The organism is Desulfuromonas svalbardensis, from assembly GCF_055389415.1.
The window spans coordinates 2,042,950-2,056,224 of record NZ_AP042416.1 but is presented as its reverse complement, the minus strand read 5'-3'; the positions used below and the strand labels follow the sequence as shown (position 1 = coordinate 2,056,224).

The following is a 13,275-nucleotide window of genomic DNA, read 5'->3' as shown; positions in this document are numbered from 1 at the left end:
CGGACTGTTCCCCCGTCTAGACTGATCATGACGACAGCAGAAAATGAACCATATAGAACGAACAATTATCCTTAATAAAAACAACAAAACTCGGGAAACGACGATGAATAGTAAATGGGCAAAAATACGCAAGCTTTATAGTGCATTCGCCATTGATGGACGTAAAGGTAAGTCGTTGGTTGAACTTTTATGGGATCAGGCAACACAATTAAAAATATGCGACCCACAGCTTGAGAAATCTTTTGTCAAAGCATACACAACGGGCAACATGGTGGATGTGGAATATGCTAAAGAACTCTTTCATACATACCTAAAGAAGCTGCCACAATCACAGCTTGCGGGGGTTGATCCACATACAATTTTCCAAGATACTGGTGATGATTCCCGCCATCATCCGATCATCTAGTAAAGATACCTAGTGGTTTATTCTCTGGCCAGCTTGTTGCCCCCTCAGATGGAGAGGCCCTTATCCTGACACCATTTGCGTAGCAGCTCTTCGATCCGCTGTTCTTCGTAGAGATGCCAGAAGTCGAGCAGTTGCAGGCTGCGCATCAAAGCCTTCACATTGCGAAAGGCCCCGGAACGGGAAAAGATCGCCTTTACCTGAGGCACCTCCGATTGAGCGTGAGTATTGAAAAACTCAAGTATCAGCCCCTTGCCCGGATCGAGATCCTGCCTGCTGGGGATGAGGAGATAGTCGCTGTCGTTTTCAAACTCGGCTGGAATCCTGTCGAACTCAGATTTAACCGATTCAAGAAACACCTTCCCTGTGCCCCGGTGGACCATCGCCCTGCGGTCGCCTGGTTGGCCTTCGCTGATGTAGTTAAAAGCGTCTTCTATCTTATCGTAGGACATGCTGGCTCCTTTAAGTGAATTTTTGCTGATTGGTTCCGTAGCGTGAAACCTACCACGTTTCGAAAATTTCTGAGGAAAAAGAGGGCAAAGAAAACGAGGAGGCTGTGTGAGAATAAGGGCCGAAGCGAATGTTGTATTTCAAGACCTACCCCACTGTATGCATATGCCAAACGCTCCCGCAATAGCCACACACATTTGCAATAACAATGCCTCCTCTTTTAAGGCAGTTAAGTGCCTGCTGAAAGGTTGCATCGATGGTTTACATCAACCCCTTTGTGCTACTGGATGGCGCGGCGGAAGTGCGGTTACCACCCGACTCAACCATAATCACCGCAGCAATGATTTCACGCGGGATTTTAAACTTAGTCTGGCTGCTTCAACGATCGACTGATATAGATTGAGTACTTTATGTCACTCGCCACAGACCTGAATGCCACTCAGTTCATGGATAACATGCTGACGAGGGATGTCTCGTTGTTGTCTTGCCACACTCTCGTTATCGTTGACGTGAATGATTTTTCAAAACATTTTCGAATTCGTTCGAGATTAACGATATCACCTTTTTAATTGACTCAATCTGGCGACCATTATTTAATGTAAACGTAATTTTTATCAACATTTTCACAGCACAATTATTTAAATTGACCTTACCACATGGACTATTGTCTTAACTGAAGAAGAGGACGACGCATAATGGCTGCCAAGGTATGGATGCTGTTTGAAAGTGGTGCGGCTGCGGAGGTGATACTTTCTGCCCACCTTACCCCGGAGGGCAATAGCCGTCCCATCGAAGCCTATTTAACCCTCGAATGTGACCGCAGCTTTTCACCGGCGGCCTTGCGCGGTGCTGAAACAGCCTACACTTGGGCACAAGAAAAACTCTTCCATCTGTCACCACAAATCATCAGTTACGACCTGCTAGGCCTACCAAATAATCGCGGAGTGACTGGCGAGAGTGGTGGCCTCGCTTTTGCTATTGCTTTAGCAACCCACCTCTACGGAGACAACAACCTGCCAATCGCTGCCACAGGTGAAATTATTTCCAGCACTGAGGGTGGCCCCATTACTGCGATTCAGGAGATCAACGCGAAGCTTAAAGTCGCTACAGATCAGTTACCCGCTGGTGGATTGGTCTTTTACCCAAAAGAGAATGAATTCGAAGTATCGACCAAAGTGCAACAACAAGCACTCAGTAAAGGATTGACTCTGTATGCCGTTGAATCAGTCGAGCAAGCACTCTATATTCTTTTTCCAGAAGCCAATCAAATCAGTCCGCATAAAGCTCTAAAGCCTTGGCATATCCTCATTTTACTGGCCCTAATATCGATTCTCAGTTCAGCCTTATTTTCTAACGATAAGAGATCAGAGCGACATCAAACACAGCAAATCGATGAGCCTCAATCCATTATTTCTGAGGAAGTGGTTCCCGTTGCACCTGAAGACATTGACATTGAACCTAAGGTGGTTCCCGTTATAAAATAGTAGTTCAGCACAGTCCTAATTACCTCTTAGTGACGCTCACGTAATAACAAAGGCCGCACTCTTCAATGAAAGATGCGACCTTTATTGTTCAACGATGAACCCTTTACAATGTTTATTAAAACCGTTGAGCGGTTTATGACCACTTGCTTACAATATTTGATACCATCAAACCTTAATTGATAAATAAAGCGTCTCTCCTGCATTCCAGATCCTTTCATAAAGGCTACCCGTGACTGTTAAAAATAAAATTGTTGCTGTTTTGTTCTTTGCTCTTTTTACCCTGACATTGAGCAGCTCTCTCCATGCTGACAATCATGTTGATGATGTGTATCTTGGTGTTAAGCAGAGAATTGTTGATACATATAAAAATGTGGTACCGCAACAGTGGGGAGAAACAGTAACGGGCGTTAAAACCCATATTGATACGCACGACAAGATTATTGCCCTGACTTTTGACGCCTGCGGCAGCAAGCATGGAATGCAGCATGATACAAAAATTACCGATTTTTTGATCAAAGAACAGATTCCGGCGACGCTTTTTATCAATGCACGCTGGATTGAACCCAACATGGCGGCGTTTAAACGTTTGAGTGCTAATCCTCTTTTTGAAATTGGCAATCATGGTTATCAACACCGGCCCGCCTCGGTGAATGGACGCTCTGTTTACGGTATAACGGGGACAAGCTCGGTTGCCACATTGGTGGATGAAATTGAGTTAAATGCGCAAAAGATCGAAGCACTAACAGGGGAAAGGCCCCTTTTTTACCGCTCAGGTACGGCTTTCTATGACGAGTATGCCGTACAAATCACCCAAGAATTAGGCTCTGAAGTGGCGGGATTTTCTGTTCTTGGTGACGCTGGAGCAACCTATTCTCGCCACCAGGTCAAACAAGCTCTGTTGTCAGCAACCGCTGGCGATATTGTGATACTTCACATGAATCACCCTGAAAGTGACACGGCTGAAGGGTTGATTGATGCCATACCTGAACTTAAACGTCGTGGCTTCCGCTTTATTCAGCTTTCTGACATCCCACTATTATAACAACAGCCTGTTGTTAGCCTGAAAACATCTCAGTACCAGTAAGCACCTATCCCTTTTCAATCACGTGCAAACAATAATTCAATCTTACTAAATTAATTTAGTTACCATAAGCATTACATATCTGGTATCGTTTGCGACACATCGGCTAGTTAATGAGCAAGGTCGATAACATTACAGTCCATAACTATCATTAAATCTCTGCCAACAGAAAGCAGCCGATGATCAAGCGATCCATAATCTGTAGTTAATATACAGCTAGAAACCGACCAACTATTAATTGAACTCGATCAAAAACTTGCTGAGATATTAGCAGTTCAAATTCCGACGCATCACGGTCAAAGTGGGTCGATGTTGGAATCGCCGGCCATATTTAGTTAAACAATTATTTATGATGTAAAAACCTGACATTGAAAGTGGGAGAATGAACGTATGAAGAAAACACTCGGATTAATGGTAACTATCTTAGCCGTATTCCTTAGTTCAAACGTTTTTGCCATGGATATAGGAGTCATGGGACAATCACAAAGCAAGTACAGCGCGGAGCTGATTTACGAAAGCTTTGAGAGAGATACAGAACAAGATATTTCATTCTCCTCAGAAAAATTCACAGGCACACAAGATGAACACCGCATTATTGCGCGGTTGAAATTTTCACCTCAAAGAAACTGGGCACTGACTCTCGATGCTGGAGCAACAGATGCTGAAGCTTCTGAAGGCTTCGCGCCCCTCTTCGGCTTAGGTGGACACGTGGTTGTTTACGAACATAACGGTTTCTATACCTCTCTTTTCGCCAAAGCAACCTATGCCTTCGATATCGACTACAAAGACTACGATATCTACAATTTTGACGGTGATATTTTAACAGAAAGCTACAAACAAAGTGAAGAGTACTTCGAATACGGTGTTGGCGTACAACTCGGTAAAGACTGGATACCCTGTTCAGGTGCTCGCATCACCTACTATACTGGAGCAATCGCCTCTTTTGTAGATGGCTCAGCTGAGGCCTCAGCTGATTATACTCTTACCATCGACGGCAGTACAAAAACGGCTTCTCGAAAAGATGACGGCATAGAGATGGAAGAGGTACATCCCGTGCAATTTTTTGCTGGAATTGAAGCAACGCTAACACAATATGAGATTGGTATCCGTGCTGAAAGTCGTTTTTATGATCGCACCAGTTTCTCTGTTGGTGTGTTTAAAAACTTCTAAGCACGGCTTAATTTAATAGGCCAGCTAAGAGTTCGTTAACAGTGCGGCAGTAAAACTGTCAGAATAGCGTGTTAACCATATTTCGTTCTATATTCGTTGAGTAATTTTTATGCTGTGAACAACTAACACAGAGATTGGAGAACAAACGTTATGAACAAAGCACTCAGATTCATTGTTATCACCTTCTTCGTCTGTCTTGCCTCAAATAGTTTTGCTATGGATATCGGCGTAATGCGCACGATGGATTCGTCATACTCTTTGGAGGTATTTTGCGAGAACTTTGAACGGGACGTAAACGCTAAGGATGCCCTATCAGGTGCCGCCTACGATGGCATACAAGATGAAAAACGGACGATTGCCCGATTTAGATACTCGCCACGAAAAAACTGGGGTATCACATTTGAAGCAGGTGCAACAGATTCTGAATATTCTGATGGCTACGCACCAATATTTGGTTTAGGTAGTCATGTTGTTGTGTACGAAAAAAACGGTTTTTATGCTACCGTTTTCGGCAAAGCGACCTACGCCTACGACATCGAATATAAACAAAAATCGATCTTTAATTTTGAAGATTTTCATGCCGAAGCTAGATATACAATGACCGAAGAGTACTGGGAATATGGTGCGGGATTTCAACTAGGCAATGATTGGGCCCCCTGTTCAGGAACACGTATAACAGGTTACACTGGGGCAATGGCCTCATTTATCAGCGCTGAACAAGAAGCGAAAATTGACTACACCTTCACGACCCCCCTTGGTAGTACTTCATTCTCAGAAAAAACGGACGTTGGTGATTTTGAAGAAGATCAACCATTCATGTTTTTTGCTGGCATTGAAGCAACGCTAACACAATATGAGATCGGCATCCGTGCTGAAAGTCGTTTTTATGACCGCACCAGTTTCTCTGTTGGTGTGTTTAAGAACTTCTAAGCACGACCTGCAGACCACAGTAGAAGTTCTGATCGGAAACGGATTCCGATCAGAACTTCTTCTGGACATCGAGTCACACAGATCTCGATCCCCTCACGGATGACATTCATGATTAAAAAATTAACAACGATATTATTCTTCACGAGTTGCCTATTTTTATTTGGCTGTGATAGCAATCATTCTCAGCCTGAGTCAAATCAAGAACTAGTGGTTGTTAACAACCTTACCTTTCCTAACACTGCTGCTGAACTTAATCAGCAAACAGAAACCGTTCTGATCGAGCTTACGCAGGACATTGCAAGCATTGAATCCAACCCTTCACCTTCATTTTCAACAACTATTGTTCCCCTTAATGATCTGCGGTGTCGCCTTTCTGATGCTATCGATATAGCCCAGATACTATTTTTAACCTCGCCGGTAGAAGAATTACGCGATGCTGGGCTTGATAGCCTTCTACAGTTTGAAGACATTGGAACAGTGATTTATCAAAACCAAGCCCTGTTTCAAGCCGTGGAATGGGTTGCAACAAATTCGCCTCTCATCTCTGGTGAACAACATTCCCTACTAAAGATATTAAAAACAAAGTTTGTTCAAAATGGTGCACAGCTCAACGATGCAGATCGAACTCTTTTTGCCAAGCAAGATAGTCGCATAAAACTTCTCTGTCGGCAGTTTGAAAGCAATGTTTACTCGACCAGCGACCAGACAATCTCTTTTAGCGCAGAACAGCTGCAGGGTGTTCCTGAAGAATTTCTTGAACAATTTTGTCAGGATGCAGACGGTAACTATCTGATGATAGTGAACAGCTACAATCACTACATACTGATAACAACCTATGCCGAACTCGAAACCAGCCGTAAAACAGCTTTTTCTGCCTCCCATGAGGTCGGTAAAGAGTACAATCCTCAACTATTGGAAGAGATTGTCCAGCTGCGCACTAAAAATGCCAACCTGTTGGGTTTTGACAGCCATGCAGATTTTAAGCTCTCAACTCGAATGGTTGGTTCGACAGCTGACGCCTTAGAATTTTTAACCCATTTATCGGACATAACGGCAGAGCCATTTAGTGCTGAGTTGAATCAGTTGCAACAACTAAAGAGAGAACACACGGCCAACCCAGAAGCGATCATTAACAACTGGGATATTAACTATTATCAACAACTACGTGACAGCGTAACGTTAACCGCTGAACCACTATTTACCCCAACATTTACTATGGCAGACTCACTGCACGGGCTGTTTAATCTTTGCGAGACCATATTCACTATTCAAATAGTAGAACAACAACCAGAGCAGAATGCTATTTGGCAACAAGATGTCCAATACTACCTTGTGGAAGATGGCTCAAGTGGTCAGGTTTTAGGCAGTTTTTATCTTGATCTCTACCCCAGAGACAACAAGTACAGCTGGTTCGCTACCACGACTTTGGTCCGCGGCAACACCTATGCCGACAACACGCGCCAACTCCCTGCCGCTGCCATTATTTGCAATTTTCCTCAAGCCACACCAGATCAACTTGCCCCCCTATCACGCGAAGATGTTGAAATCTTGTTTCACGAATTTGGCCACCTCCTCCATTTCATCCTTTATCAAGGGAGCTATGGCTACCTGGGTGGCTTTGATGTACCGCTTGACTTTGTTGAAGTTCCCTCAACATTGTTGCAACAAGCAACCAGTGATCCGGATGTTTTATTGACAATGACAACCAACGATCAAAAGGTCAGTCCCGATGTGTTGCGTAAAAAAATAGAAGATTATCTAATTTCAAAACCAACGATCTCTCCAACACAGATCAGGTACAAACTTGCAAAGAGCCTGTTTGACCTCACCCTTCACAACAATTTCAGCTCAGAAGACAGTATTGATACTGTGGAGCTCGACAGACAAATAATGAGGGATGAGTACTTGCCGTATCCTGAGGGGAGTGCATTTAGTACACGTTTCACCCACCTTGTTGCGGGCTATGATAGCGGCTTTTACGGCTACCTGTGGTCAGCATCAATCGTTGCAGATTTGGTCTCTGTTTTTAATGACTCAGCCGATGGATTTTATGATCCAGCTATCGGGCTTAAATTACGCCAAGAGATTTTTGCCCCTGGCGCTTCGCGAGATGTGAATGAGTCGGTCCGCCAATTTCTAGGTCGAGATTGGAACACCGATGCCTACATGCAAAAAATTGATGAATTGTAGATAGTAACTCTTTACACAAAAAACCCCGTCAAACATAGCTTTGACGGGGTTTTTCTGTTTCTTAATCATTCAACCAATACTCAGTGCTGCCAGCTAACACCGCCTACCCTTCTGAATTAAACTCAAACCAACAAACAGCATTAAACCAGCACCATTGGTGATGGTGCTCGGCCAGAACATCAAGAATGTGACCGCGCCAAATCCGAGCCGAATCGGCCAACTGGCTAGGCGAAAAAAATATCCTTCAGAAAGGATAGCAAAAGCGAGAAGACCGAGGGTGCCACTCGCCGCTGCAGCCGCCACCTGTAAAACGGTGCCTTCAAACAAAATGGGCGTGTAGATAAACAGCAGCGGGATCAAGTACAACCCCTTGGCCAACTTCCACGCCTCCATCCCCGTTTTAAGCGGTGGACTACCGGCAATACCTGCAGCGGAATAAGCGGCAAGGCACACTGGCGGTGTGACATTGGCATCTTGACTGTACCAAAAAATCAGCATATGGGCTGCAATCAAACTAACGCCCATCAACTGCAACGCTGGAGCGACCAACACGGCGAGAACAATGTAGGACGCGGTAACGGGCAAGCCCATACCGAGGATCAATGAAGCCAGAGCAACGAGAATGATCGAAATAAATAGATTACCGCCGGATATCTCAATAATCAGCGAAGAGAAAGTGATCCCCATCCCCGTCATCAACACAATACCGATGACGATTCCGGAACAGAGTAAAATGGCTCCAGTGGAAACCATATTTTTTGCGCCAAGATAGAGCGCGTCAGCGATATCGGCAAAGCCCATGCGCGTTTCCTTGCGTAACCAACTGGCGGCGACAACACTCACCGTGGCTATACTGGCAGCGTAGGTTGGGGTAAAACCAACGATCAACAGAGTGATTAGTAAACCGATGGGCAGCAAAAAGTGCCACCCCTCTTTAAGCACTTCACCGAGCTTAGGGATATCGTCATCATCAACGGCTTTCAAACCCAATTTGCGAGCTCGCAGATGAACAAAAAAGAGCACCGAAGTGAAATACATCAGCGCAGGAAGTGTCGCCAAGGCGATGATTTTCAGGTAAGAGATCTGGGTCCATTGCGACATGATAAAGGCACCAGCACCCATAATCGGTGGCATCAATTGTCCACCCGTTGAGGCTGCGGCTTCAACACCACCAGCAAAGTGAGCAGGGAACCCTGTCCGTTTCATTAGCGGTATAGTTAACGATCCTGTACCAACGGTATTGGCTACGGCACTCCCCGAAATACTACCCATAAAACCACTGGTGATGACCGCCATTTTCGCTGGGCCACCGACCCGTTTGCCAATCAACGACATGGCTAACTTGAGGATAAAATCCCCCGCACCCGATTGCAGTAGAAAGGCACCAAAGAGGATAAACAAAAAGACGAAGGTCGAGGAGATGGTGGCGATACTGCCGAAGATGCCGTCGGGAGCAAAATACATCCGATACAATAGACGCTCAATGCTAACACCGCGAAAGTTAAACAATCCCGGCAACCACTTGCCGATAAAGGTCGCGTAGCTCAAGAACAGGATCGATAGTGCCGGAATCAACCAACCGGTACAGCGGCGCGTCAACTCCAACAACAACACGATCGCCAAACCGCCAAAGATCAGGTCACGTAGGATCGGCACCTCATTGCGAGCATGGAGCGCATCTTCAAACAGAATTAGGTAAAATCCAGCGACGCAACCAAGAATAGCAAGAAAGAAATCGAGCCCCAAGGTTTGCTGATGATTTTTTCGCGACAATGGATAGAGGATAAAACCAAGAAAGAGGACGAAGGTAAAATGTAAGGCATTGCGCTGGATCTCAGGCATCACCCCAAAGGTATTAAACCACAGGTGCACCAACGACATGATGATCGCTACCACGTACACCAACTTGGCTGGAAAAGCGGACAGCTTGCGCTGCACCGACAGTGCTTCGCCGAGATCCGCTTCTAACCCTTGATCGTGTTGTCCATTGCTATTTTCCTGCGCCATATCTGTCCCTATATTTTTTTAAACGTCCCTATTCATTTAATCTTTAATCACAACGTGTTAGTGGGCAATGAGTTGGGCCGGAATCTGTAAACCCATCTCACGGTAATACTTGATCGCTCCGGGATGCAGTGGCATCGACAGACCAGTCATGGCGTTCTGAAGTGACATTACATTGGTTGCCTTGTGACTGTTACGCAAAAATGGGAGGTTTTCATAGATTGTTTTGGTGATTTTATAGACGGTATCTTCCGATAGCGCGTTGCTAACGACCAATAGATTGGGTTGAGCTATGGTATTAATCGCTGTTTTCTGGCCAGGATAGGTATCAACAGGAATGACAAAACGGGTCCAAATATTGTAAAAACTATTGATCTTCTCCAGTTGCTGATCGGTAAAATTAAGCACCGTCGCTTTATCCCCCATTGAGGCATACATCTGGGTGATTGCTGACGCTGGTGGTCCAGCTGGAATATTTGCTCCAACGATCCGATTATCCATCATCGCCTGAACTGAAGGGGTGTAGCCGAGGTATTCAGTGTCAAAATCTTGATCGGGAGAAATACTTAGCGCGTTGAGGATCGTACGACCCGACCCAGCAGAACCACTACCGCGCTTACCGATGGAAAATCGTTCATCTAAACCCTTTAAATCGGCTACGGTGCCAGTTTTAGCATATTTTGATAACACCGCGAAATGCTCGACATTTTGCCAAAGCATGGTGATTGCCGACATCTCTTTCATCGGCCTGCCCTCGTAGGAGCCTTTGCCATTGAACGCTTGAGCGGCATAGAGACCCTGAATGATGGCCAAATCACATTCGTTATTTTTCAGCATCTGAATATTTTCGCCAGAACCTGCTGAATTGATCGCGGTGGCGGTAATGTTATTGGTTTTCGCCAACTTAACAGTGATCAGAGTGCCAACAGCCACTCCAACAGGGTAAAACGTGCCACCCGTCGTCGCTGTGGCGATGATCAATGATTGCCGTTGTGTTGATGCCTGAACGGGTACCCCGCTAAATAACAGCATTGCACTGATCAGCAACAACGATACGACACTCATCTGTTTAATTTGAAACATAATGGTCTCCTCAAAGCATAAATATTTTTAAGTGTTATGAGTCATTCTTTACACTCACATTTTTAATATTATTGCATACTTTAATGTACATCCCTCATTGTTTTTTCTCTAAGAAAAATGTATAGATACTACATCTGGTAGCCATACGAGGCTGTTTATAAATAAACGTTCGGCCAATGAGCCACGTGTACAATTGTTAACCATGGTCCCGTATGCAGCTAACTGACCATTTATGAAAATCCCTCTTAACGATTCATCTCTATGGAGTCCCTACATGCTTGAATTGACCACCTTTGATCAAGTCATCATCATCAGTTATCTTGCCTGCGTATTAGGTCTTGGCGTTTGGGCAGGCCGACGGGTTAAGGGATTAGAAGAGTACGCCGTTGCAGGACGTAACTACAATGCACTGATTATTGCAGCCACCCTCTCTGCTTCGTTTATCGGTGGCGGATTTACCATGGGTAACGCCGAAAAGGTGTTTACCATTGGTATCGTTAATATTGTCGTTCTGTGGGGTTTCAGTCTCAAGGAGATCCTCGTTGCTAAATATATTGCCCCGAATGCAGGTCGTTTCCCCAACGCGATCTCGGTCGGCGATGTCATGGAGGTCGATTACGGCAAAACAGGCAAAGTGATCACCGGCATTTTTTCGGTGCTGTTGTGTGCGGGTATTCTCGGCGCGCAGATCGGTGGCATGGGCTATCTGTTTAATCTGTTCCTCGGTCTCTCGGTACCAACGGGCATCATGGTCGGTATGGGGATCATCATTATTTATGACACCATCGGTGGCATGCGGGCGGTAGTGGCAACAGATGTACTACAATTTGTCGTGTTATCGATTGGTATGCCTCTGGCTCTCATTATGGGCATCTACCACCTCGGTGGTATTGAGCAAACCCTCGCGCCTATCCCTGACAGCCACTTTTCACTATTCAGCAATATCACCCCGATTCAGTTCGGTTCGCTGTTTCTCACATTTTTACTCGGTGAGACTCTGGTTCCTCCCTATGTTCGCCGGCTGTTTATCTGTCAGGATGTGAAACAACTCAGTCGCGGGACAATGTGGAGTGGCCTCTATTCCATCCCATTTTTTGCTATTTCTGGCGCTATTGGCATCGTCGCACTATCGATGAAGCCGGACTTGAACCCTAATCTAGCCATCCCCTATGTCGTGCAATCATCACTCCCTATCGGGATACGTGGGCTCGTTATTGCTGGAATTATTGCGGTGGTCATGTCATCGGCTGACTCATTCCTCAACAGTGCGTCAGTGGCCTTTGTCAACGATATCGTCAACCCGTTGCGCAAAGAGAAACTCAGCGACCGCAAAGGGTTAATTTGGGCCCGCTATGCCACATTGATTACTGGTACGCTGGCTATTGTTTTCGCAATTCGCATTCAAAGTCTGCTCGATATTCTGATCTATGCGTACAACTTCTGGTCACCGATTATTCTCGTGCCTTTGGCGGCCACCCTACTCGGTGTCAAATCATCAAAGCTCGCTTTTTTGTGCGGTGCAGTCGCTGGTATCATCGGTATATTCATTTGGAATCGGCTACTCGGCACGCCAGGTGGCTTTGACGGTATGGTGATCGGCGTATTCGCTAACTTTATCGTCTTCAGTTTAGTGAATCGATTCAGCAAAACAAACCAGTAATAAAACTTAAATTAAAACGATAACAAAGATAGGATTCGTATTGTGAAACGCTTAATCGTTGCAACACTGATCATCGCTCTGAGTTTAACAACCATCGTTACCACTACAGCAACGGCCGGCGAAGAACTGTATCAGGTCTCAACCATTGATGCGTTACTTGCAGGTTTATACGATGGCGTTATCCCCATAAGCACCCTCAAACAGCAGGGGAATTTTGGCATCGGCACCTTCGACAGTCTTGATGGGGAGATGATCGTTGTGGAGGGGCAAGTGTTTCGAGTGTCGGCCGATGGTCGTGCGAGCCTCGTCGCCGATGATGAAACGACCCCTTTTGCAAGTGTCACTCATTTTGATACTGAACAACAACTGCAGCTGGCATCAGAAACGACGCTAGACAGCTTAAAAAAAGAGATCGCCAAGGCGGGTCTATCGCCAAATCTTTTTCACGCCTTCTATCTTAAGGGCAGCTTTAACACGGTTTCCACCCGAAGTGTGCCGCGCCAAGTCAAACCCTATTCACCACTGGTGGAGGTGGTAAAAAGTCAGCCATTGTTCGATTTTGAGCAGGTTGAGGGAGTGATGGTGGGATTTTATTGTCCCGCTTATGTCAAAGGGATCAATGTTCCGGGCTATCATCTCCATTTTCTTCGCGCCGATAAGAGTGCGGGCGGCCATGTTCTGGGCTTTAGTACCAATCACGTAACGCTGGCCATCGACACCTTGTCCAGCTTTGCCCTCCAGCTACCCACAACGCAAGAGTTTGCTGAGGTTGATTTAAAGCGTGATCGCCAACATGAATTAAAGAAGGTGGAGCAATAAC

At 45.5% G+C, this 13,275-nt stretch carries 11 protein-coding genes; 8 read left to right on the top strand and 3 right to left on the bottom strand.

What is annotated here, in order from left to right:
- Positions 1–103: 103 nt before the first annotated feature.
- Positions 104–406: a hypothetical protein gene (locus ACZ5KY_RS09300; protein ID WP_464243621.1), complete on the top strand. Its 303-nt coding sequence runs from the start codon at positions 104–106 to the stop codon at positions 404–406.
- A gap of 44 nt (positions 407–450) precedes the next feature.
- Here the strand turns inward: ACZ5KY_RS09300 and ACZ5KY_RS09295 are convergent, their stop codons facing one another.
- Entirely contained in the window at positions 451–855 is a 405-nt protein-coding gene (locus ACZ5KY_RS09295) for a UPF0158 family protein (protein ID WP_464243620.1), read from the bottom strand.
- Between the two features lie 693 nt (positions 856–1,548).
- Here ACZ5KY_RS09295 and ACZ5KY_RS09290 point away from each other — a divergent pair.
- From ACZ5KY_RS09290 to ACZ5KY_RS09270, 5 genes are all read left to right on the top strand, one after another.
- Positions 1,549–2,337, top strand: a complete 789-nt coding sequence (locus ACZ5KY_RS09290) for a hypothetical protein (protein WP_464243619.1) — start codon at positions 1,549–1,551, stop codon at positions 2,335–2,337.
- 229 nt (positions 2,338–2,566) lie between these two features.
- The gene (locus ACZ5KY_RS09285) at positions 2,567–3,379 is read left to right on the top strand and encodes a polysaccharide deacetylase family protein (protein ID WP_464243618.1); all 813 of its coding nucleotides are present in this window, start codon (positions 2,567–2,569) and stop codon (positions 3,377–3,379) included.
- Between the two features lie 429 nt (positions 3,380–3,808).
- Positions 3,809–4,588 carry a hypothetical protein gene (locus ACZ5KY_RS09280; protein WP_464243617.1) on the top strand — a complete coding sequence of 260 codons (780 nt, stop codon included), beginning with the start codon at positions 3,809–3,811 and terminating at the stop codon, positions 4,586–4,588.
- Between the two features lie 150 nt (positions 4,589–4,738).
- Positions 4,739–5,518, top strand: coding sequence for a hypothetical protein (locus ACZ5KY_RS09275; RefSeq protein WP_464243616.1), 780 nt, complete (start codon positions 4,739–4,741; stop codon positions 5,516–5,518).
- 108 nt (positions 5,519–5,626) lie between these two features.
- Positions 5,627–7,708, top strand: coding sequence for a M3 family metallopeptidase (locus ACZ5KY_RS09270; RefSeq protein ID WP_464243615.1), 2,082 nt, complete (start codon positions 5,627–5,629; stop codon positions 7,706–7,708).
- Between the two features lie 93 nt (positions 7,709–7,801).
- On the opposite strand, the gene ACZ5KY_RS09265 is transcribed toward ACZ5KY_RS09270, so the two are convergent.
- Both ACZ5KY_RS09265 and ACZ5KY_RS09260 read right to left on the bottom strand, forming a co-directional pair.
- Positions 7,802–9,715 carry a TRAP transporter permease gene (locus tag ACZ5KY_RS09265; RefSeq protein WP_464243614.1) on the bottom strand — a complete coding sequence of 638 codons (1,914 nt, stop codon included), beginning with the start codon at positions 9,713–9,715 and terminating at the stop codon, positions 7,802–7,804.
- 57 nt (positions 9,716–9,772) lie between these two features.
- On the bottom strand, positions 9,773–10,795 hold the full coding sequence (locus ACZ5KY_RS09260) for a TAXI family TRAP transporter solute-binding subunit (protein ID WP_464243613.1): 1,023 nt from the start codon (positions 10,793–10,795) through the stop codon (positions 9,773–9,775).
- A 274-nt stretch (positions 10,796–11,069) separates the two neighbouring features.
- Here ACZ5KY_RS09260 and ACZ5KY_RS09255 point away from each other — a divergent pair, with 274 nt between their 5' ends.
- Together ACZ5KY_RS09255 and budA are read left to right on the top strand one after the other, a co-directional pair.
- Positions 11,070–12,455, top strand: a complete 1,386-nt coding sequence (locus ACZ5KY_RS09255; RefSeq protein WP_464243612.1) for a sodium:solute symporter family protein — start codon at positions 11,070–11,072, stop codon at positions 12,453–12,455.
- Positions 12,456–12,497: 42 nt separating this feature from the next.
- On the top strand, positions 12,498–13,274 hold the full coding sequence (gene budA / locus ACZ5KY_RS09250) for an acetolactate decarboxylase (protein ID WP_464243611.1): 777 nt from the start codon (positions 12,498–12,500) through the stop codon (positions 13,272–13,274).
- The last annotated feature ends 1 nt before the right edge of the window (position 13,275 follow it).